The 22,158-nt window shown below is 74.5% G+C and carries 17 protein-coding genes; 6 read left to right on the forward strand and 11 right to left on the reverse strand.

All coding sequences use genetic code 11. From position 1 onward, the window contains the following. Positions 1–392 precede the first annotated feature (392 nt). From ACIRST_RS33345 to ACIRST_RS33365, 5 genes are all read right to left on the reverse strand, one after another. Positions 393–539: a hypothetical protein gene (locus tag ACIRST_RS33345; RefSeq protein WP_402807042.1), complete on the reverse strand. Its 147-nt coding sequence runs from the start codon at positions 537–539 to the stop codon at positions 393–395. A gap of 443 nt (positions 540–982) precedes the next feature. Next, entirely contained in the window at positions 983–1,576 is a 594-nt protein-coding gene (locus tag ACIRST_RS33350) for an ATP/GTP-binding protein (protein ID WP_350526242.1), read from the reverse strand. A gap of 37 nt (positions 1,577–1,613) precedes the next feature. Beyond that, the gene (locus ACIRST_RS33355; protein WP_402807078.1) at positions 1,614–1,943 is read right to left on the reverse strand and encodes a DUF742 domain-containing protein; all 330 of its coding nucleotides are present in this window, start codon (positions 1,941–1,943) and stop codon (positions 1,614–1,616) included. A 278-nt stretch (positions 1,944–2,221) separates the two neighbouring features. Further along, positions 2,222–2,641 (reverse strand): roadblock/LC7 domain-containing protein, encoded by a 420-nt coding sequence (locus tag ACIRST_RS33360; protein WP_350526220.1) that lies wholly within the window; start codon positions 2,639–2,641, stop codon positions 2,222–2,224. Beyond that, a complete protein-coding gene (locus ACIRST_RS33365) occupies positions 2,638–5,844 on the reverse strand; it encodes a nitrate- and nitrite sensing domain-containing protein (protein WP_402807045.1) in 3,207 nt (1,068 codons plus the stop codon). Before ACIRST_RS33365 ends, ACIRST_RS33360 begins: the two co-directional genes overlap by 4 nt. A 607-nt stretch (positions 5,845–6,451) precedes the next feature. On the opposite strand from ACIRST_RS33365, the gene ACIRST_RS33370 reads away from it, so the two are divergent. The 3 genes from ACIRST_RS33370 (at position 6,452) to ACIRST_RS33380 (ending at position 11,077) form a co-directional block, all read left to right on the forward strand. Beyond that, entirely contained in the window at positions 6,452–8,278 is a 1,827-nt protein-coding gene (locus tag ACIRST_RS33370) for an AMP-dependent synthetase/ligase (RefSeq protein ID WP_350526218.1), read from the forward strand. 329 nt (positions 8,279–8,607) lie between these two features. Then, positions 8,608–9,768, forward strand: a complete 1,161-nt coding sequence (locus tag ACIRST_RS33375; protein WP_402807048.1) for a polysaccharide deacetylase family protein — start codon at positions 8,608–8,610, stop codon at positions 9,766–9,768. Between the two features lie 400 nt (positions 9,769–10,168). Beyond that, complete coding sequence (locus ACIRST_RS33380) at positions 10,169–11,077, forward strand: nitroreductase/quinone reductase family protein (RefSeq protein WP_402807051.1); 909 nt, start codon at positions 10,169–10,171, stop codon at positions 11,075–11,077. Between the two features lie 94 nt (positions 11,078–11,171). Here the strand turns inward: ACIRST_RS33380 and ACIRST_RS33385 are convergent, their stop codons facing one another. The 4 genes from ACIRST_RS33385 to ACIRST_RS33400 all read right to left on the reverse strand — a co-directional run bounded on the left by ACIRST_RS33385 (position 11,172) and on the right by ACIRST_RS33400 (position 14,806). Beyond that, complete coding sequence (locus ACIRST_RS33385) at positions 11,172–11,969, reverse strand: SGNH/GDSL hydrolase family protein (RefSeq protein ID WP_402807054.1); 798 nt, start codon at positions 11,967–11,969, stop codon at positions 11,172–11,174. Between the two features lie 562 nt (positions 11,970–12,531). Continuing rightward, a complete protein-coding gene (locus ACIRST_RS33390) occupies positions 12,532–13,158 on the reverse strand; it encodes an NUDIX domain-containing protein (protein WP_402807057.1) in 627 nt (208 codons plus the stop codon). After that, positions 13,155–13,400, reverse strand: coding sequence for a hypothetical protein (locus ACIRST_RS33395; protein ID WP_402807059.1), 246 nt, complete (start codon positions 13,398–13,400; stop codon positions 13,155–13,157). The genes ACIRST_RS33390 and ACIRST_RS33395 overlap by 4 nt, the downstream gene beginning before the upstream one ends. A 206-nt stretch (positions 13,401–13,606) precedes the next feature. Continuing rightward, positions 13,607–14,806, reverse strand: a complete 1,200-nt coding sequence (locus ACIRST_RS33400; protein ID WP_402807062.1) for a hypothetical protein — start codon at positions 14,804–14,806, stop codon at positions 13,607–13,609. 293 nt (positions 14,807–15,099) lie between these two features. Here ACIRST_RS33400 and ACIRST_RS33405 point away from each other — a divergent pair, with 293 nt between their 5' ends. Both ACIRST_RS33405 and ACIRST_RS33410 read left to right on the forward strand, forming a co-directional pair. Next, positions 15,100–16,269 (forward strand): exonuclease SbcCD subunit D, encoded by a 1,170-nt coding sequence (locus ACIRST_RS33405; RefSeq protein WP_350526211.1) that lies wholly within the window; start codon positions 15,100–15,102, stop codon positions 16,267–16,269. Next, the gene (locus ACIRST_RS33410) at positions 16,266–19,307 is read left to right on the forward strand and encodes an AAA family ATPase (RefSeq protein WP_402807064.1); all 3,042 of its coding nucleotides are present in this window, start codon (positions 16,266–16,268) and stop codon (positions 19,305–19,307) included. The genes ACIRST_RS33405 and ACIRST_RS33410 overlap by 4 nt, the downstream gene beginning before the upstream one ends. Positions 19,308–19,376: 69 nt before the next feature. Here the strand turns inward: ACIRST_RS33410 and ACIRST_RS33415 are convergent, their stop codons facing one another. Both ACIRST_RS33415 and ACIRST_RS33420 read right to left on the reverse strand, forming a co-directional pair. Next, positions 19,377–19,598 (reverse strand): hypothetical protein, encoded by a 222-nt coding sequence (locus ACIRST_RS33415; protein WP_402807067.1) that lies wholly within the window; start codon positions 19,596–19,598, stop codon positions 19,377–19,379. A gap of 73 nt (positions 19,599–19,671) precedes the next feature. Further along, a complete protein-coding gene (locus ACIRST_RS33420; RefSeq protein ID WP_402807070.1) occupies positions 19,672–20,745 on the reverse strand; it encodes a TetR/AcrR family transcriptional regulator C-terminal domain-containing protein in 1,074 nt (357 codons plus the stop codon). A gap of 222 nt (positions 20,746–20,967) precedes the next feature. Here ACIRST_RS33420 and ACIRST_RS33425 point away from each other — a divergent pair, with 222 nt between their 5' ends. After that, positions 20,968–22,083: an FAD-dependent monooxygenase gene (locus tag ACIRST_RS33425; protein ID WP_402807072.1), complete on the forward strand. Its 1,116-nt coding sequence runs from the start codon at positions 20,968–20,970 to the stop codon at positions 22,081–22,083. Positions 22,084–22,158: the final 75 nt, after the last annotated feature.

Genomic DNA, 22,158 nt, shown 5'->3' on the forward strand with positions numbered 1-22,158 from the left:
CAGCGGGCGGAGAGCCGGGACGCGCTGGGCGAACCCGGACACGTCTGATCGAACAGGTGCGGCTGCCGGGACGGCCAGAAGGGCTCCAGGTCGTGGCGACCCCGTCGGCTGTCCTCGGCGCGGCTCGCGCGCCCGTTCCACCGTCCGGTCCGTCGACCGCCCGCGCACATAGCGGTGGCCGTACCGCTCGTTCGGGTACGGCCGACGGCGGCGGGTGCAGGTCTGGGGCAGACGATGTTCACTGGTGGTCTCTCCGCTGGGCGGGTCCGGTTGGTCGGCCGCGGCACGCCGGACGGCGGTCCGCTACGGCCTGGTCGACGGGATCGACGGTGCGTCGGGCGGTGGCTGGTGGGCCGGGAGCGCCGGGGACGTACCGGGACGGGACAGGCCGGTCAGCGACAACACGCGCTGCAGATCAGCGCGTGGTCGATGTAGCGGCGGACGGTGAGCACCGGACCGGCAGCGCCCGAACGGGCGGAGCCGGGCATGAGGGGCCCGGACACGACGCTGACGGTGCCTCGTCGGCCGACGGTCGTCATGCTGCCCTCCCCCTCGTTCTGTGCGCGGTCCGCACCGCTGCCGGTGCGCACCGGCGGTGCCTCGCCGGATCGTCGAAGGCCGTCCGCCGATCGGCAACGCCCGTGTGAACGGAGCGTTTCCGCGGCTCCCGACGGCATGGCCGGGCGGCCTTCGTCCACAGAGCCTTCCACGGCCGGGCGGGTCTAGGCAACCTTCCGCACACTGCCCGTCCGGAATGCGGACGGCGAAATGAGACATCGGTCGGGGCGGGGTGCTCGCGAACGCCGTCGCCCGAGGCTCCCTCAGAGTCGGTCGGCAGCACGGGCCGACCCCCTTCGACGCGGCACGGCCGGGCCGAGCCCGCAGGTCAGGCCGAGCGAGCCACCGGTTCGAGGGAGCCACCCGACCACGGGAGCCACCGGGCCGAGGGAGCCACCGGGCCGAGCTGCCCGGTGCTGCCCGGTCAGACCCGCGCGGGAGCGTGGCGCCGGCGCGCCGCCGCGTGCTCGACCAGCGCGACGAGCAGTTCCTTCCCGTCCTCGCGCAGCCGCGCGTCGCAGAGCACCACCGGGATGTCCGGGTCGAGGTCGAGCGCGTCCCGCACCTCGTCCGGCGCGAACCGATCGGTGCCGTCGAAGCAGTTCACCGCGACCACGAACGGGATGCCGCGCTGCTCGAAGAAGTCGACGGACGGGAAGCAGTCGGCCAGCCGCCGGGTGTCCGCGATGACCACGGCGCCGAGCGCGCCGCGCGCCAACTCGTCCCAGACGAACCAGAACCGGTCCTGCCCGGGGGTGCCGAACAGGTAGAGCGCGAGACCGGGGCGCAGGTCGATCCGGCCGAAGTCCATCGCCACCGTGGTGGTGCTCTTCGCCTCCACGCCCGAGGTGTCGTCCACCGGGCGGCCCAGCTCGCTGAGCTCCTCCTCGGTGCGCAGCGGCCGGATCTCGCTGACCGAACCGACCAGGGTGGTCTTGCCCGCGCCGAAGCCGCCCGCGACCAGGATCTTCACCGCGACGGCCGGACCGCCGCGCCACCGCGGGTCGTTGGGGCTCACCGGGTGGGACACGGCACCGTCCGGGCGGGGGTGGTGGTCAGAGCGCACGGAGTCCATTGATCACGTCTCGCAGCAGGCGCTCGTCCGGCAGCTCGGCGAGCGGAACGGGTCGGGTGACGCTGATCAGGTCGGCGTCGTAGAGGTCGCCGAGCAGCACGCGCACCACGCTGACCGGCAGGTCGGTGAAGGAGCCGAGTTCGGCGACGGAGAGCGGCTCGTTGCGGCACAGGGCCAGCAACGTCTGGTGTTCCGGGTCGAGGACGTGCGCGGGCACAGCCCCCGCGTCCGGCCCGGGCTCGGCGGCGGTGATCAGCGAGATCAGGTCGAACAGGCCCTCCTCGACCGGCCGGGTGCGACCGCGCGTCATCGAGTAGAGCCGCACCACCGGGCCGGCCTCGTCGTCGAACCAGCGGTCGTCGACCGGGGTGCGCGGACGGAAGAGGTCGACGTCGGGTCCGTCCGGGTCCACCTGCTCCACGTCCGCCGGAGCGTCCGTGCCCGAGGACGCGTCCGCGCCCGGGGACGCCTCCGCACCCGGGGACGCCTCCGCACCCGGGGACGCGTCCGCACCGGACGGCCCGTCCGCGCCCACCGGCACGTCCGGGCCGTCCGGCACGTCGGCCTTCGGATCCGCCATCGGCCCGCTCATCTCCCCGGCGGGGCGGTTTCGGTGCGCGGCTCGGCGGCCATGTGCTCGCCGACCCGCTTGACCAGCAGGGCCATCTCGTAGGCGATCTGGCCGATGTCGGCCTCGGCGTCGCTCAGCACGGCGAGGCAGCTGCCGTCGCCCGCGGCCGTGATGAACAGGAACGCCTCGTCCAGCTCGACCATGGTCTGCCGGACGCCGCCGACCTTGAAGTGCCCGCCGGCCCCCTTGGCCAGGCTGTGGAACCCGGCCGCGACGGCGGCCAGGTGCTCGGCGTCCTCACGGTCGAGCTCCCGGGAGGCGCCGGTGGCCAGGCCGTCGCTGGAGAGGATCACCGCGTGCCGCAGGGCCGCGACGCGCCCCACGAGGTCGTCCAGGAGCCAGTTGAGGTCCCCGGACGGCTGCGTCGAAGTGGTCATGAATCAGTTCCTTCCGCTGGAGCGGGTGGTGCAGGTGATGCGGGTCGTACTGGTGGTACCGGCCGCACGGGTGGTACCGGTCGCACAGCCGGTGCCGGTCGTAGGGGTGGTACCGGCTGTGCCGATGAATCGGGTGTGCCGGGTTGTCCCGGCAGTACGGGTGAGCCGGTGCCCGGGCCGCGACGGACCGGCGGTCCGGACTGCGGCCGACGGGCGAGCGGGGCCCGCCCGGTGTCCGTGGGGGCGGTCAGCGCCGCCGGGGCGGGTGCCGGGGCGATCGCCCGGCGGGACGGGTCCGGCGGCAGCCAGGGCAGTACGGCTGCGACCCGGTCGCGCGACGATCCCCCGCGGCCCTTCGACCCCTTCTCGCGGCCCTCCGACGTGCCGTCGCGGTCCTTCGAGGCACCGTCGCGGCCCTCCGCCGGGGCGTCGCGGTCCTTGGCGGCACCGGCACGGCCCACCGCGGCGGTCGCGCCGCGCCCGCGGGTGAAGCCGCGCTGGAACGAGGCGAAGGTCGCCCGGGCCTCCTCGGGAGAGCGCTCCCGCACGTCCGCGGCGTCCGGAACGGATCCGGAGTCCCCGGTCGTACCGTCCGGCCCGTCGGCGCTGCGGAATCGTTCCTTCAGCTGCTCCGTGCGCTGCTCCCTGAGCTGCGGCGCCAGGTTCGCCTGCCGGACCCGACGCGGCAGGCCGCCCGCCGTCCGCGGCGCGGCGTCGGCCGGCGGCACCTCGGCGCCGACGGCGGGACCGGTGGCACCGGTGGTGCTGGTGGTCCCGGCAACCGCAGCCGTCCCGGTCGTCCCGGTCGTCCCGGCAGTCGCGGCCGTGCCGACAGCGCCGGTCCCGGCGGTTTCGGCAGCCTCGGCGGCCGCGAAGGCCTCCTCGGCCGCGGCCACCACCAGGTCGTCCCGCCGGTGCCGCCCGGTCCCCGGCGCTTCCCCGGCGTCCGCCCCGGGCGCGGGGACCAGGACCGGTCCGCCCTTGCCCCGCGAGGCCCGGCGCGGCAGACCGCCCGCCGTACGCCCCGCCTCGGGCACGGAGGGCCGCGGACCTCCCGTCACCCGGTGCCGACCGCCCGCATCGGCACCCGCACCGACACTGGCGCGGGCACCGGCTCCGGTTCCGGCTCCGACAGCGGCGGACGAGCCGGACGCGGAGCCCGTCGAGGCCCCGGAGGAACGCCCGGCCGGGGTCCCGGTCGAAGCCCCCGCGCCCGGCCCCGGCACCGCGACCAGGTCCCGCTGCCCGCGACGGCCGCCACCGCCGGCCGGGCGCCGCCCGGCCGCGTTCGGCTCCGCCAGCCCGTCCGGCGCCTCCGCGAGCAGTTCGCGCGGGATGAGCACCACCGCCGTCGTCCCGCCGTACGGGGACGGCCGCAGGTGCACCCGGATGCCGTGCCGCCGGGCCAGCCGACTCACCACGAAGAGGCCGAGCCGGTCGGTGTCGGCGAGGTCGAACTCCTGCTCAACGGCGAGGCGTTCGTTGATCTCGGCGAGCAGCTGCTCGCTCAGCCCGAGCCCGCGGTCGTCGATCTCCAGGGCGAAGCCGTGCGCCACCACCTCGCCCTGGACGGTGACCTGGGTGGTCGGAGGGGAGAACACGGCGGCGTTCTCGACGAGTTCGGCGACCAGGTGGGTGACGTCCGCGACGGCACTGCCGAGCAGTCCGGTGCCGGGGAACGGCCGGACGGTCACCCGGGCGTAGTCCTCGACCTCGCCGACCGCCGCCCGGACCACGTCCACCATCCGGACCGGCTTGCGCCAGGCGCGCCCGGGCGAGCCGCCGGCCAGGATGATCAGGCCCTCGGCGTGCCGGCGCATGCGGGTGGTGAGGTGGTCGACCTTGAAGAGGTCCGCCAGCTCCGCCGGGTCCTCGGTGCGGCGCTCCATGGTGTCGAGCAGGGTGAGCTGGCGGTGCAGCAGCACCTGGCTGCGCCGGGCCAGGTTGACGAACACCGCCGAGACGCCGCGCCGCAGGTCCGCCTGCTCGACGGCGGCCTCGACGGCGGCGCGCTGCACCGCGTTGAAGGCCTGGCCGACCTGCCCGATCTCGGCGTCCCCGAAGTGCAGCTCGGGCGCCTCGGTGGCCACGTCCACCGGCTCGCCGCGGCGCAGCCGCAGCATGACGGAGGGCAGCCGGGTGCCGGCCAGCTCGTTGGCCGCGTTGCGCAGTCCGATCAGCTCGCGGGCCAGGCCCCGGCCGATCCGGAACGAGATCAGCACCGACAGCACGACCGCCACCAGGCCGACCGCACCGGCGATGCCGCCGCGCCAGAGCATCCCGATCGCGGCGGACCGGGCTCGGTCGTCCAGTCCGGCGGCGATCCGGGTGTTGATCTGGGAGAGGTCGCCGAGCGCCCGGTCCGCGGTCTCCCGCCAGGAGTCGCTGTTGAGCGCCTGGACGACCCGGTCGGGGCCGCCGGCGCCGACGAAGTCGGCCTCGGCCCGGGCCAGGGCGTTCCAGGCCTCGCCGCCGCGGAGGGCGGCGTAGTCGGACTGGTCGGCGGGTTCGAGCTCGGCGATGTAGACGGTGAACAGCGCCTGCTGATTGTGCAGGGCGTCCAGCGCGACCTGGTACTGCTCGGCGGTGGGCTTGGTGATGCTGGTGCGCAGCCCCTCCATCGCCGCGTCCTCCTGCGCCAGGTACTCGCGGGCGCGTGAAAGCTCGATCAGGATGGTTCCCTGACGCGGGAGTTGCCCGCTCTGCCGGGCGACGTACGCGGAGCGGAAGCCGAACACCGGCTTGACCAGGTCGCTGTACTGGTCCAGCGCGAACTCCCAGTTGAGCGCCAGACGGCCGACCTGGGAGCGCAGCGGCCCCATCTGGTCGGCGGCCGCGATGATCTGCACGAAGCGGCCGCGCTGGGCGGTGGAGAGCTTGTTCCCGGAGCCGTCCTTCTTCTGCCGCAGCACGGTGAGGCTGCGGTCGGTGGCGGCCTTGGCGTGCTCGTAGGCGTCCCGGGCGACGGGTGAGCGCGGGTCGGCCAGGCGCTGGACGGCGGCGCGGCGCTCGTTCTGCAGGTCGGCGGCGTACTGGTCGACCGGGCCCGAGAACTCCTTGTACGTACGACTGTTCCTCAGCTGGCTCCAGACGTCCCCGGTAGTGGCGAGGGTGGCGTACACCCACAGGGCGGTGAGCGCCACGATGGGCACCAGGAGCAGCGCGATGATCTTCGCGCGGATCGAGCTGCTGCGCAGACGCATGGAGTCCTCGGTCGGGAAGTGCCAGGCGCGGACGGGGAGGGTGGGAGCCGTGGAAGCGGTGGGCGCGGCGGGAGGGGAGCGGCTCGGCGGGAAACGGTGGGGAACGGTACGGGGAACGGTGAGGAGGGTGCGGAAGGGGCTCCCGGCCACGGGTCTGCGCGACTCTACTACGCCCTGACCACTCGTTCGAGGGGCGAACCACTCCACTTCTCCACCTTGCCCCGCACACGTCAAAAACCGGTCCCAATCGCCCCCTCTTCGTGTCCGGATCATCCGCAGACGTCCGGCTTTTCCGGTCGGCCCGCACGCCGCTCCCCCGCCCCGCGCCCACGCCGGCTCCTCCCCGAGTCCTTCCTGAGTCCTTTCTGGATCTTCCCTGAGTCCTCCGCCGACCCTCCTCCGTCCCTCCTCCCGGCCTCCCCGATCACGACACCATCCGAGCGGACCCGTGCCGATCTCGTCGTGTCACCGGTGCAACCCTGGGCAGTGACGGAGCGATCCGATAGTTTCGCTCCACCCGCACAACCGGGCGCCGCCGCCCAGGCGACCGGAGGACGGGCGGGCCGGGCCGGCAGGAGGCGCCGGGACACGCGAACTGGGGAGGACCGTGCGCGAGTTCACCACCCCCGCCGCGGCCGTACCCGAGGTCGCCGGAGGACTCGCCGACTCCCTGTACGACACCGCCGAACGCACCCCCAACCTGGTCCAACTGTCCTGGCGGGCCGCCGACGGGCAGTGGCAGGACGTCACCGCCCGGGAGTTCCGGGACCAGGTGCTCGCCCTGGCCAAGGGACTGCTCACGCACGGCGTGCGCTACGGCGACCGGGTCGCCCTGATGTCCCGCACCCGCTACGAGTGGACGCTCTTCGACTACGCGCTCTGGTCGATCGGCGCCATCACCGTCCCGGTCTACCCCACCGCCGCCCCCGAGCAGGTCCGCTGGATCCTCGCCGAGACGCAGGCGGTGGCCTGTCTGGTCGAGGACGAGGACGCCGCGATGACCGTCGGCGCGGTCTGCGACGCACTGCCCGACCTCACCGGCATCTGGCAGCTGGACCGCGACTGCGTCGCCGCGATCACCGAGGACGGCCGGGGCGTGCCTGACTCCCTGGTGCACCGCCAGCGCCTGGGCGTCGCCGGCGAGAACATCGCCACCGTCGTCTACACCTCGGGCACCACCGGCCGCCCCAAGGGCTGCCTGCTCACCCACGCCAACCTGGCCTCCGAAGCCGACGCTCTGCTCGCCGGCTGGGGGGACGTCCTGCGCGACACCGGCGGCAACCAGCCCGGCACCCTGCTGTTCCTGCCGCTCGCCCACGTCTACGGGCGGGCCGTGCAGATCGCCGCACTCCGCGGCGGCTTCCGGATCGGCCACGTCCCCGAGGTCTCCACCGACGCGCTGCTGCCCGCGCTGGACACCTTCCGGCCGACCTTCCTGCACGCCGTCCCGTACGTCTTCGAGAAGATCTTCCAGCAGGCACGGCGCACCGCCGAGGACTCCGGGCGCGGCGAACTCTTCGAACAGGCCCGGCAGGTGGCCGTCGACTGGGCCGCCGCCCGGGAGCAGAAGGCCTTCGGGCGCGGCCCCGGACCGAGCGCCGCCCTGCGACTGCGCCACCTCGCCTACGAGCGGACCGTCTACCCCAGACTGCGCGCGGCACTCGGCGGCCGGGTGCGCAGCGTGATGTGCGGCGGCTCCTCGCTGCGGCGCGAGCTGGGCCTGTTCTTCACCGGCGCCGGCCTCCAGCTGTACGAGGGGTACGGGCTGACCGAGACCTCCGCGGCGATCACCGCCAACCCCACCGGGCGGCAGAAGCTCGGCACCGTCGGGCAGCCGGTGCCGGGGGCCACAGTGGCGATCGCCGACGACGGCGAGGTGTGGGTGCGCGGCGGATCGGTGTTCGGCGGCTACCTCAACCACCCGCAGTGCACCGCCGAGTCGCTGGTCGACGGCTGGTTCGCCACCGGCGACCTGGGCCGGCTGGACGAGGACGGCTACCTCACCATCACCGGCCGCAAGAAGGACCTGATCGTCACCAGCAGCGGCAAGAACCTCGCACCGTCGAGCCTGGAGGAGCGGGTCGAGGCACATCCACTGGTCTCCCAGTGCCTGGTGGTGGGCGACGACCGCCCGTACGTGGCCGCGCTGATCACGCTCGACCCGGCGGCCCTGGCGCACTGGCTGAAGTCCCACGGACGGGAGCAGCTGGACGCCTGGGCGGTGCTCGCGGACGAGGAGCTGCACATCGAGGTCCAGCGCGCGGTGGCGGCGGCCAACACGGCGGTGTCGCGGGCCGAGTCGATCCGCGCGTTCCGGCTGCTGCCACGCGAGTTCAGCCAGGAGCAGGGGCTGCTGACGCCCTCGCTCAAGCTGCGCAGGGGCGCCATCGCGGAGTACTACGCGGAGGACATAGAGGAGCTGTACCTCTCCTGATCGGCGTGTCTGCGCGGGGTTCCGGCGGATTCTGACGGCTCGTCTTGTCTCTTGCGGTCATGGCTCGGTGGCCGACCGGTTCACCTGCCGTTCCCTTGACGGGCCGATTGGTCCAGTCCATTGTTTCTCTTCGGTCCGAGTGCGGCGTACCACCACCCCCTTTGCGCACGCCCCCTTGCTCGCGCTCACTCCTGCTCGCGCTCACTCCTGCTCACGTCTGCTCTTGCTCACGTCCGCTCTTGCTCACGCCCTCCCCACGGGCGTCCCCCACTCGCTGGAGTCCTCACGTGTCGATGTCCACGCGCCCTTCTGCGCGTCTGTCTGCGCACTTGTCCGCGCGCCTGTCCGCGCGCCTGTCCGCACTCGCCGCCTCCGTCGCGCTGCTCACCGCCTTCGTCGTGCCGACGGCGTCCGCCGACGGCGCGACGGCGCCCGCCGCGCGGGCCGCAGCAGGCGCGACTGCGGCGACGGTCAACCTGGCGACCAACCCCGGGTTCGAGGTGCCTGCCCCGAACCTCGCCGACTGGGGCAGCATCTCCGGCTGGAACTGCACCGGCGGCCCCGCCGAAGCGGCCGTCACCACCACCGCCCCGCACTCCGGCGCCTCCGCGCTGACCGTCACCCCGGCGGACGCCGACTCCACCGGCGAGTGCGTCCAGACCGTCGCCGTCCGGCCGGACACCACCTACACCGCCTCCGCCTGGGTCCGCGGCGACTTCGTCCACCTGGGCGTCACCGGCACCGGCAGGGACCTCCCGCCCGCGTGGACGGAGAGCACCGGCGGCGGCTGGCAGCGGCTGACCACGCGGTTCACCACCGGTCCCGCCGCGCGCAGCGTCCGGCTGTACGTCCACGGCTGGTACCAGCAGGGCCCCTTCTCGGTGGACGACGTCCGGGTGGACGGGCCCGCGCCTACCCCGGCGGTGGCGGAAAGCTCGGTCCCGACCAGCGACAAGGTCGTCTTCTTCACCGTGGACGACGGCTGGCAGCGCACCCCCGAGGCGGAACAGTTCATCGCCGACCACCGGCTGCCCATCACCGCCTTCCCGCTGCCGATGCCGGCCGGCACCGACCCGGCCTTCTTCAAGCGGGTCACCGCCGCAGCCGGCTCCTCGGTCCAGGACCACACGGTCTCCCACTCCGACCTCAGCACGCTCCCCCTGGACCAGCAGCAGGTCGAGATCTGCGACGCCCGGGACACCATGACCCGCCTCTTCGGCACCGCGCCGGTGGTCTTCCGCCCGCCGTTCTTCGCCTGGAACGCCGACACCCTGCAGGCCGCCGCCAACTGCGGCATCCGCACCGTGCTCACCGCCGACGCCGACTTCAGCTGGGGCGCCGCCAACATCTGGCACCCGGGCCCGCTCCAGCCGGGAGACGTCATCATCATGCACTGGACCGACACCCTGGCCACCGACCTGCAACGCGCCCTCGCCGCCGCCGACTCCGCCGGCCTCAAGCCGGCCGGCCTGGTCGACTACCTGCGCTGACCCGTCGCCCCCCATGGCCCGCCCCGGCCGCCGCACCGCCGCTTCCCCACCGGGGAGCTGCGGCGCGGGCGGCGCGGGCGGTGCGGCGGCGGGGCGGCGGCGCGGCGGCGCGGCGGCGCGGTTCGATGGAGTGACTGGTGATCATGTTCATTGACAGTGCGCCCGCGGCGTGGCTCTAATGGGGGCGTGCAGCGCGGCGCCGGCCAAAGAGCAGTGGGCCGGCCGGTGGCCGAGCGAGCACCCTTTCGAAGGGACGACGCGCGATGAGCACGCTCTCCGTTTCCCTGATCTGACGCCGGGCGGTCACCCCGCGGTGTCCGCGTGCGCGATGCGCCGCCCCTGACTGTCACCGCGTGTGGCCGCGACTCCTCTTCACTTCCGGAGACTTCACCACACACGCATGCCAATGTCCTTCAATCTGAATGTCATCGAAGAGTTCCGCGCCAACGGAGGGCGGGTCGGCGGGCCTTTCGAGGGCGGCGACCTGCTGTTGCTGACCACCACCGGGGCCCGCTCCGGGCGGCCGCACACCGTGCCGCTCGGGTACGTCCGGGCGGAGGGGCTGCTCCTGGTCGTCGCCTCGGCCGCCGGAGCGCCGGAGCACCCGCAGTGGTACCGCAACCTGCTGACCCACCCCGTGGTCCGGGTCGAACTCGGCACCGACACCTTCGACGCGGTCGCCGTGCCCGCCGAGGGCGCCCGGCGGGAGCGGCTGTTCGCCGCCGTCGTCCGGAAGGCGCCGGGGTACGGCGACTACCAGGCCTACACCGAACGGGAGTTGCCGGTCGTCATCCTGGAACGGGAGCGGCCCGGAGCCGCACCGACCGGCGAGGCACCGGTCGTGCGCACCCTCGCCGACAAGCTGCTGGAGGCGCACGGCTGGCTCCGCGCCCAACTGCACCACGTCCGGGAGGAGGCGCACGCCCACGTTCCCGGCCGACCGGCGGGCCTCGGGCTGCAGCTGCGGCAGCACTGCCTGGCGTTCTGCGACGGGCTGACCCATCACCACACCGGTGAGGACACCGCGGTCTTCCCCGCCCTCGCCCGCAGCCACCCGGAGCTGGCCGACGTGCTCGCGCGGCTCGACGAGCAGCACCGGGCGATCGGACGGATCAGGGACGAGCTGGTGGCGCTGCTGGCCGGGATCGAGGTCAGCGAACCGGAGCGGCTCCGCACCGAACTGGACCGGATGTCGGCCGAGCTGGAGGCTCATCTCGACTACGAGGAGGCCGAGTTGTTGCCGGTCCTCGCCGGCATCCCCTTCCCCCCGACCGGACCCGCCCGCGCCGGGAGCGCTCCGGACAGGTAACCGAAGCGCTGCTGCCGCCGTCCCCTCCCCATGCCTCCGGAGGGGGCGGCGGCAACCGCTGCGCTGAGGTGGTCGAACGGCTTCCGACGAGCCGTTACGACTGCGAGAAGACCGGCAGGTAGCCGCCGGCCTGGCCGGAGGCCTTGGGGTGGTAGCTCTCGTCGATCGGCAGGGTGGTGCTGTTCAGCCAGGTGGTCAGGCTGCCGCAGATCTCGTGGTTGGTGAAGATGTTGCGGACGTCACCGAACGCGAAGCCGGCGTTGGCGGCGCGCTTGGCGAGGACGCCGTCCAGGGTGTCGGCGGCGCCGTTGATGGCGGCGCGCTTGGTGTCGCCGATGCCGAAGACGCAGTCGCCGCCGACCTTGTAGATGTGCGGGTAGCCCATCACCACGACGTGGGCGTTGGGCGCCTTGGCCTTGATCGCGGAGTACACGGCGTCGAGCTGGCCCGGCAGGGTGTTGAGGGCGTAGTTCTTGGCCGTGTTGACGGCGTTGAGGCAGGAGCTGTCGGAGCCCAGGACACAGGTCTGCATGGTGTCCGCGAAGCCGGCGTCGTTGCCGCCCACCGAGATGCTGACCAGTGTGGTGCCGGCGTCCAGGGCCGAGATCTGGCTGTTGAGGATGTCACCGGTCCTGGCGCCCGAGCAGGCGACGAACTTGAAGGAGGACGGCGCGTGCGCGTTCTTCCACAGGTACGCGTACGCGTTGGTGCTGCGCTTGCAGCTACCGCTGTCGCTCAGGTAGCTGCCGGCGCCGACACCGGAGGAGTACGAGTCGCCGAGGGCCACGTAGTTCACACCGGCCGCGTTGGCGGACGAGGCGGCGAAGAGCGTCGTCATGGTGAGGCCTGCCGCAATCGCGGCGATGGACAGGGCACGGGCAGGGCGGGGCATGACACCTCCAGGGTGGGGGGGTGAAGAGTGGGGGCGTGGCGTGGGTCACAGAAGTGATACCAGGCGGTAGGGGAACCCGGAAGCGCTCATGCCAAGGATATTGACGGAGCGTCTGATAGCTCAGAGGTGAACTGCCGCCAACAGCCCGTGAGTTCGCACTGGTCAGTGCGGGTGCGTTTTGACGCGCGTAGCGTTTTGCGCGTGGACCGGCAACTTGCGGAAGTTCAGTGCGCGGTAAACCTGGAGTCGATGTCCGACCACCGTTGAGTCAGTTTCGACCCGGTCGGCAGTCCGGGCGAGAGCGCGCCGACGGGCGCGCGGGGACCGCGGCGGGCGTGGGAAGGCCGCGGGCGCGAGCGGACAAACGGATGAGCGGACGGGCGGACGCCGACAAGCTGACGAGCCGACGGGCCGACGGGCCGACGCCGACGAACTGACACGCTGACGAACCGACGAGCGCGAGCGGGCCCCGGACGAGCACCGCCGTGAGCCGCCTTCAGAACCGGACGCCGGACACGGGCCACGGGACGACGGACCGCCCTCGGCCCCCGGGCACGACGGTCTAGCGACCGCCGCCCGGGTACACGGTGCCCGGCGAGACCGTGCAGCCCCCGACCGGCAGTTCCTCGATCGCCTCGTTCGCGGCCTCGGGCACGCCGAGCCAGCGGACGGCGGTGGCGACCGCCGCCCGGGCCTGGCGCAGCCCGGGCGCGCCCCAGCCCAGCAGCTCGACGGCGAGCCCGGGCGCGACCAGCAGCCGCCGGTAGTGGCGGCCCGAGGCCGGGTCGGCGACACTCGGACCGACCGCCCTCAGTGCCGCCGCCATCCGGACCCGCGCGCACTCGTGCCCGCCGTTCGCCGAACCGACGCGGTCGTAGAGGTACCCGAGGTAGTACGGCCGGCCGATCACCGCCTGCGCCTCCTCGGCGGCCTCCCTGGCCAGGGCGGCCGCAGGGTCCCCGGCGTCCTCCGGTTCCAGCGAGCCGCCGGGCAGCGAGCAGATCCCGTCCCTGGGGTTCACCAGGGTCAGCACCCGCCCGTCCGGGGCGAACAGCCACCCCCAGGACTGCTTGACCGGCAGTCCGTCCGGCACCTGCTCGCCCGGCCGCCACGGCCAGCCCGCCGTGGGGCGACGCCGGACCTTCCCGAGCAGTTCGGCGATCTCCGCGCTGTACTCGATCGGGCTCATGCTCTCGCCTCGCGGCGCTCGGCGGGGGCGTCGGACCACCGGGTGGAGGCCTCGACCCTGCCCGGGGTCACGCCTCCGCCCGAGGTCACGCCCCCGCCCAAGGCGCTGACCTCACCGGAGGCATTGACCTCACCGGAGGCCTTGCGCTCACCGGAGCCATCGCCGGAGACACCACCGGAGCCGGCGGCGGTGGCGTGCGGCTGCGCGCATCCTCCGGCGCCGAGCTCGCTCCGCTCGCTCATGCGTCCCCCTCTCGCTGTCGGGCTCGCCGGACCGGCGGTGCGCGGAGAGGACCTGCAGGGCGCGGTACGGAGCGGAGCGGCCGGAGCGTCGGCGTGGGGTACCGCACGCTCCTGCTGTTGATCTTCTCCGAATCTTCCCCGAACAGGCGGTCGATGAACAGTCCCCAGCGCCGCATGGTGGACGCGGAGGCGGTGAACGCCCCTGATCATCCCAGCGGCCCACCCCCTCCCCGGGGGCCGGGGAAGCCGGGCAGCGGGAACCCCGGCCGAGGGTCCACGCCCGGCGGGAAGGGCAGCCCGCGGGCGGCGTCGTCCGCGAGCTCGTCGAACACCTCGTGCGCGGTCATCGGCCGCAGCCGCCCGTCGGCCAGTGCCCAGCCGCGCACCGGCGGCCGGACCCCGACGTCACCCGTCGGCGGGCCCGCCGGGCCACCGGTCGGCGGGTCGGCCGTGCCCCCGGGCGGCGGATCGGCCCGGCTGCCCGCCGACGGATCGCCGTGCAGCAGCAGCGCCCCCTCGCCACCGGAGGCCACGCCCGCCGCCAGCGTGACGCAGAACGCCTCGGCGTCCCGCCCGGCGGGGTACAGCTGCCCGTCCTCGACGCAGACGTCCACCGCCGAGGTGAGCTCCTCGCCGTCCTCGGGGCCGTGGCAGCGCAGCGTCAGCAGGTGGCAGCCCTCCCCCGCGCCCTCGGCCAGCGCCAGGTACACCGACGTCACGTACCTCATCACCGCCGCCATCCGGCGCTGCCCGTCCGGATCGTCGCCGACGGCGTCCAGCAGGGCCAGACAGGCCACGGACATCCGCACCCGCGCCCGGTGGTCGTCCATCAGCACCGGCAGCAGCTCGGCCAGCCGCTCGCCCGCGTAGACGAACGGCTCCCCGGCCAGCTCGGGATCGCCCGCGTAGGCGACCCGGGCCGTGGGCATCCGGGGGTCGAGGCCGAACGCCTCGCAGTAGTCCTCGAAGTCGTCCGCCTCCAGGACCCTCAGGTGCACCTCCAGACCCTGCCGGTACAGGGCCGTCAGCTGCTCCTCCGCCCGCCGCAGGTAGCCCTGGTGGTCGAGCCCGCCGAACAGCCCGTACCGCGCGAGCCCGGCGAAGTCCCCGGCCCGGACGGCCAGCGCCAGCGCGACCGGCTGCGGGGGCGCGCCCCTGGCCCGCCCGCCGCGCCGGGCCCGCGCACCACCCCCTCCCGCGCGCCCACCGGGCGGCCGCCCACCTCCGGGCGGCGCCGCCCCACCGGGCCCACCACCGGGCCCACCACCGGGCCCACCACCCGGCGCCCCGCCGGCACCGCTCCCCGGCTTCCGCCCCGCCAGCACCAGCACCCGCCGGCGCCCCCGCGACGTCCGCACGCCCGCAGCGCCCACCACGCCACGCAGCAACTCCCGCACAGCAGCCATGGCTCCTCCTGTTTCCTCACCTGCTCGATCTCCGACAGCGCCGACCGCTCCGAACGACGGAGCCGCCGACGTCGAGGAACATACACACAGCCACTGACAAATCACCCCGAGTAATCGAACAGAGGGCCCCTGCGAGACCCCGGGAGGCCCCGCGCAGGCGAGGACGGGGGCGGGCGGGACAAGCGCGCCGACCCGTCCGCACCCCCGCGGGACGGGACCCCCGGTGCCCGTGAGACGCACGCCTCCACGGATCCGGGTGGGATTGTCAGTGCCGACGGTTAGGGTCGGGGACCATGCGACTGCTGCATACCTCCGACTGGCATCTCGGGCGTTCGTTCCACCGGGAGAGCCTGCACGACGCCCAACGGGCCTTCCTGGACCATCTGGTGGACGTGGTCCGGGCCGAGGGCGTGGACGCCGTGCTGGTCGCGGGCGACGTCTACGACCGGGCGCTGCCCGGGCTGGAGGCGGTCGCGATGTTCGACGAGGTGCTGCACCGCCTGGCGGATCTCGGCGTGCCGACGGTGTTCATCAGCGGCAACCACGACTCGGCCCGTCGCCTGGGCGTCGGCGCGGGGCTGATCGGGCGGGCCGGGATCCATCTGCGGACGGACCCGGGCGAGTGTGCCACGCCCGTGGTGCTGGCGGACGAGCACGGGCCGGTGGCCGTGTACGGGCTGCCGTACCTGGAGCCCACGCTGGTGCGCGAGCGGTTCGGGCTGGCGAAGGGCGGGCACGCCGCGGTGCTCGGGGCCGCCATGGACGAGGTGCGGGCCGATCTGGCGGCGCGCCCGGCCGGTACCCGCGCGGTGGTGCTCGCGCACGCGTTCGTCACCGGCGGCGCGCCGAGCGACAGCGAGCGGGACATCGCGGTCGGCGGTGTGGCCGCGGTGCCCGCCTCGGTGTTCGAGGGAGTGCACTACGTCGCGCTCGGCCACCTGCACGGCTGCCAGACCCTCGCCCCCCACCTGCGCTACAGCGGCTCCCCGCTCGCCTACTCCTTCTCCGAGGTGCACCAGCGAAAGAGCATGTGGCTGGTCGACCTCGCGGCCGACGGCTCGGTGGCCGCCGAGCGCGTGCCCTGCCCCGAGCCGCGCCGGCTCGCCACCCTGCGCGACAGCCTGGACGCGCTGCTCACCGGCGAGCAGTACGCCGAGCACGAGCAGTCCTGGGTGCAGGCCACGCTCACCGACGCCGTCCGCCCGAGCGAGCCGATGGAGAAGCTGCGCCGCCGCTTCCCGCACACCCTGCAGCTGCTCTTCGACCCGGACGAGGCCGAGGCCGGGGCCTCCCCGTCGTACGCGGCGCGGGTGAGCGGCCGGGACGACCTGGAGATCGCCGAGGGCTTCCTGCGGCACGTCCGCCCCGGGGCCGAGCCGGAGCCGGACGAGCTGGGCTGGCTGCGCGAGGGCTTCGAGCGCGTCCGGCAGACCACCGACCGGAAGGCGGACCTGCCCCGATGAGGCTGCACCGGCTCACCGTCACCGCCTTCGGCCCGTTCGCGGGCTCCGAGACGGTCGACTTCGACGCGCTCGCCGCCGGCGGGCTGTTCCTGCTGCGCGGCGCGACGGGCGCGGGCAAGAGCAGCGTGCTGGACGCCGTCTGCTTCGCGCTGTACGGCGAGACTCCGGGCGCCCGGCGCGCCAACCGGCTGCGCAGCGACCACGCCGACCCCAAGCGGCTCACCGAGGTGCAGCTGGAGCTGACCCTCGGCGGTCGGCGCCTGCAGATCACCCGTCTGCCGGAGCAGCAGCGGCCGAAGAAGGTCGGCACCGGCACCACCGTCGAACGGGCGCAGACCCTGCTGCGCGAGTGGGTCGCCGACACGGGCGACGGCACTCCGGGCTGGCGGGGGCTCAGCAAGTCGCACCAGGAGGTCGGGGAGGAGGTCCTCGGGCTGATCGGCCTGAACCGGGAGCAGTTCTGCCAGGTGGTGCTGCTGCCGCAGGGCGACTTCGCCCGCTTCCTCAAGGCCGACTCGGAGGAGCGCGGCAAGCTGCTGCGGCGGCTGTTCGACACCGAGCGGTACCGGCACGTCGAGGACTGGCTGGCCGAGCAGCGGCGGGCCCAGGAGGCGGCGGTCCAGGCCGGGCGGCGCCGGCTGCGCGACCTCGCCAGCAAGGCCGAACAGGCGGCGGGCCCGGGCGCCGAGCCCGCGGAGGGCTGGGTCCCGGCCGAGGACGGTGACACCGGGCTCACCGCCGGGGTGCTCGGCTGGGCGGCGGTCCTGCGCAGCGGCGCGGCCGAACAGCTCACCGTCGCGGAGTCGGCGCTCGCGGGCGCCGGGGCGGCGCAGCGCACCGCCCAGCGGCACCGCGAGGCCGCCGAAGAGCTGGCCGGGCGGCAGCGCCGGCACCGGGAGGCGCGGGAGCTGGCCGGGCGGCTGGCCCGGTTCGAGCCCGAAGCGGCGCTGGACCGGCAGCGGCTGGCCGCGGCGCAGGAGGCCGTCGGGGTGGAGGCCGCGCTGCGGCTGCGGGAGAGCGCGGCCGAGGCGCTGCGGCGCGCGCAGACGGCGGAGCTCCGGCACCGCGAGGTGCTGGCCGCCGCGCCCGGCGGTGAGGGCCGGCGGCTCGACGGGGCCGGCGCCGCCGAGCTGGCCGAGGCCGAGCTGCGGCTGCGGGCCGAGGTGGTCCGGCTGGAGGCGGCCCGGGCGGACGAACTGCGCTGTGCCGAACTCGTACGCGAGCAGGGATCGTTGACGGCGGACCGGAGCGACGCCGAGGCGCTGGCCGAGGAGGCCGAGGACTGGCTGGCCGAGTTCGAGGGCGAGCTGAGCCGCCTGGAGGAGCAGCACACCCGGGCCCGGGAGGCGACCGCCAGGGTCGAGCAACTGGACGTACAGCGTGCCGAGTCGACGATCCGACTGGACGCGGCCCGGGAACGCGACGGCCTGCGGGCCGAGATCACGGTGGCCGAGCCGCGGGTCGTCGAGCTGCGCACCGCCGCGCTGGACGCCCGTGAGCACAGCCTGGACCTGCGGGACCGGCGGCTGGCGGGCATGGCCGCCGAACTCGCCGAGCAGCTGCGCAGCGGTGAGGCCTGCCGGGTCTGCGGCTCTCCCGAACATCCGGCGCCGGCCGAGACGGCGCCCGGCAGCCGGGTCGCCGCCGAGGACGAGGAGCGGGCCCGCCGCGCCCAGGCCGTCGCCGAGCAGGCCTGGACGGTGGCGGACCAGGCGCTCACGGCGCTGCGGGTGCGTGAGGCGACCGCCGCGGGAGCGGCCGGGCCGGAGGGCTCGGACGCGCTCGCACGGGCCCTCGCCGAGCTGGAGCGCGAGCACCGCGAGGCGCGGCACACGGCGGAGGCCCTCGGCCGGGTCGAGCAGGAGATCGCCCGGCTGTCCCAGGACCGTGCCCGCCGCGACGCCGAGCTGCACGAGGCCAAGGAGCGCGCCGCCGTCCTCACCGACCGGCTGCTGAAACTCGACACCGAACGGGACGCGCTGACCGCCCGGGTGGCGGCCGCGCGCGGCGAGGCGGCCTCCGTCGCCGACCGGGCAGCTGCCCTGACCCGGACCACCGAGCAGGTCGCCGCCACGGCCGCCGCCGCCCGCGCCCGCGCGGAGGCCGCGGCCCGGCTCGACGAGGCCGAGGGCGAGCTGGGCGGGGCCGCCGCCGCGGCGGGCTTCCCGGACGCCCGGGCGGCACTGGCGGTGCTGCTGCCGCGGGACGAACGCGAGCGGCTGGAGGCCCGGCTGGAGCGGCACCGGGCGGAGACCGCCGCCGTCCGGCGCGAGCTGGACCTGCCGGAGCTTGCCGAGGCCGCGGCCCGTCCACCGGTCGACCTGCCCGCCGTCGCGGCCGCGCTCCGCGCCGCCACCGACCGGCTCGGACAGGCGCACGCCGCCCGCGCGGCGGCCCACGAACGGTGCGAGGCGCTGGCCGCGATCGGCCGGCAGCTGGCCGGGCTCGCCGCCGAGCTGGCGCCGGCCCTGGACCGGTACGGGCGGATCAACCGGCTCGCCACGTTGACCGCCGGCACCTCCGCCGAGAACCGGCTGCGGATGCGCCTGGAGTCGTACGTGCTGGCGGCCCGGCTGGAGCAGGTCGCAGCGGCGGCCAGCGACCGGCTGGTCCGGATGTCCGGCGGCCGCTACACCCTGGTGCACAACGACGGCCGGGGCGCCGGCACCAAACGCTCGGGTCTGGCCCTGCGGGTGGTGGACGCCTGGACGGGCACCGAGCGGGACACCGCGACCCTCTCCGGCGGCGAGAGCTTCTTCGCCTCGCTCTCCCTCGCCCTGGGCCTGGCCGACGTGGTGACCGACGAGGCGGGCGGCATGCCGCTGGACACCCTGTTCATCGACGAGGGCTTCGGCACCCTCGACGAGCAGTCCCTGGAGGAGGTGATGGACGTCCTCGACGGCCTGCGCGAGCGGGACCGCGCAGTCGGCATCGTCAGCCACGTCGCCGACCTGCGCAGCCGTGTCCCGGCCCAGCTGCTGGTCCGCAAGGGGCGGCGCGGCTCGACGCTGGCCCTGGCCGGACGGGAGGACGCGTAGGGGGAGCCAGCACCCGGCCGCGGACGGGCCACCGGGCCGGCCTCGGGACAGGCCTCGGACCGGACGGGATCAGCCCGAGCAGGCGATGCGCTGCGCCTGCTGCCAGGCGCACACCGGGCAGAGCGTGCTGCCCGGCTGATCGGCGGGCAACTCGGTCGGTTCGCCGCACAGTACGCAGTCGGCGCGCGGCCCGGACGCCGCCGGGTCGTGCCCGAGCGCCGCCTCCGTGCTGCCGCCGTCGGAGGCGAGTTCGCAGACCGCCGTGGGCTCGTTCGTCGTGCTGTCGCTCATGCCGCCTTCCTACTCCGCCACTCCGCCCGAGGCAAGACCACCCCGGGCCCGCTCCCGCCGCCCGCTCCCCGCTTCACGTGGTCGCGATCGAGGTCTGGCTCGTGGGCGCGTTCGCGGCCGACTCGATCATGGCGGCGACGCCGTCCAGCAGTGGCTTCAGCCCGAAGGCGAACAACGCGTCCAGGTCCAGGTCGTAGTCGTTGCCGAGGCTGCCGACCATCCGCGCGAACACCGGGTGATGCTCGCCGGTGACGATCGCCGCCAGGACCGGGCCCTGACGGTCCATCCACTGGTCCTCGGTGAGGCCCGTGGTGGCCTCGGCCTGGGCCTCCCGTTCCAGGTGAACGGCGATCCCCTGGACGTAGCTGTAGAGCAGGACGTGCAGGTCGAGCACGGTCGCGGCGTCGAGGCCGTGGCCGTCGAGCGCCGCGAGCGCCCACTCGGCGTGGTCCAGCAGGGCGGGCAGCATCAGCGGGCGGGTGAGTACGCCGACCTGGGCGAGCCACGGGTGGCGCCGGTAGATCCGCCACAGCGTGTGGGCACCGGTCTCCAGTCGCGCCCGCCACTCCCCCGGCGGATCCGCCGGGAAGGACTCCTCCCCGAACGCCGCATCCGCCATCAGCAGCACCAGGTCGTCCTTGCTCGGGACGTACCGGTAGGGGGACATCGCGGCGACGCCGAGTCGCGCCGCGACGCTGCGCATGGAGAGTGCGGCGAGCCCCTCACGGTCGGCGATCTCCATCGCGGCCCGGACGATCCGCTCCGCGCTGAGCTCCACGGACGCTCCCGAGCCCGCCGGTGACCCACCCCGCAGGGCGGGCGCGGTAGCCGTGACGGGCACGGGCGCACCGGGCCTGACGGGCGCGGCCGCCGCGGGCGCGGGCACAACTGGCGCGGGCACAACTGGTGCGGTCGGCGCGGGCGCGGCCACCACGGTGCCCACCCGCGGCCGGGTCTCGACCAGCCCCTCCAACCGCAGCGTGGTGAGCACCTTGGTGGCCGTGGCGAGCGCGACGTTCCACTCACGGACGATCCGCCGCGTCGAGGGCACCCGCTCGCCCGGCGCGAGCGTGCCATCGGCGATCCGCCCGGCGATCTCGTCGGCGATGCGCCGGTACGGCGGGACGGACTCGGGTGTGCCGGACATGCGGGACCGCCCCTCGTGTGATGTGGATCTCTTTCCGCGACAGCCGGAGCTGTACTAGCGCAGACGCTACCAGGAGTGCAGCCCAGGAACGCCCTTCTGCACTAGATCAGTTGGCACGGAACAGCAGTTGGCCGGGCTGCGCGTACGCCGTACATTCAGCTCGCGTACAGCGTACGACCCCACGCGCGGCACCGCGCGTGGACGGACAGCGAGGAGCGACCAATGAAGACCGTGCTCATCTCCGGCGGCGGCATCGCGGGCACCGCGCTCGCCGCACTGCTGAGTCGCCGGGGCATCGCCCCCACGGTGGTGGAGCGCGCCCCCGGGCCGCGCGGCGGCGGGCAGGCCGTGGACGTCCGGGGCGTCGCACTGGAGGTGGTCGAGCGGCTGGGCGTGCTGGAGCAGGTCCGCGCCCACCGGACCCGGATGCGGGGCATGTCCGTCCTGGACGGCGACGGCCGGGAGCTCCACCGCTCCACCGAGAGCACGTTCAGCAGCGGGCGGCTCGACAGCGACGACCTTGAGCTGCTGCGCGACGACCTCGTACGGATCCTGCACGATCGGGCCACGGAAGGCGGAGGCACCCGGTTCGTCTTCGGGGACGGCGTGACCGCGCTCGAACCGGGCGAGGACGACGTCCTCGTCTCCTTCGAGCACGCCGAGCCTCGCCGCTTCGACCTGGTCGTGGGTGCCGACGGCCTGCACTCGACCGTCCGACGACTGGCCTTCGGGCCCGAGGAGCAGTTCGCGCGTCACCTCGGCATGCATCTGGCGATCTTCAGCTCGGACAACTTCCTCGACCTGGAGGACTGGCAGGTGTGGCTGCGCGACGGCGAGGCCGGCTACGGCATCTACCCGGTGCGCGGCAACACCGAGCTGCGGATCAGCTTCGGCTTCGGCGGCGAGCCGCTGCCGGAGGGCCGACGCGATCCGCAGGCGCAGCGGGCGGTCGTCGCGGAACGGATGGCGGCGCTGCGCTGGGAGACCCCGAGGCTGCTGAAGGCGCTGGCCGAGGCACCCGACCTCTACTGCGACACGATGACGCAGATCCGGATGGACCGCTGGTCGCAGGGTCGGGTCGTCCTCCTCGGGGACGCGGGCTACTGCGCCTCCCCGCTGTCGGGCCAGGGCACCAGCCTCGCCCTGGTCGGCGCCCACGTCCTGGCCGACGCCCTCGACCGCTCCGGCGGCGACCACCGCACCGCCTTCACCTCGTACGAGGAGCGGTTGCGCCCGTTCGTCGCGCTCAACCAGGATCTGGCGACCGAGAACCCGGGCGGTCCGGCCGCCGAGGAGTCGGTGGAGCGGGCCAAGAACGCGATCTCGCTGGACGGCTGACCAGGACGGGCGGCGGCGACCGGCAGGGCGCTCAGGGCGCGGATGTCGGTGGGCGGTGACAGCGAACAGATTTCA

Source organism: Kitasatospora sp. NPDC101447, assembly GCF_044767225.1.
GTDB lineage: Bacteria > Actinomycetota > Actinomycetes > Streptomycetales > Streptomycetaceae > Kitasatospora.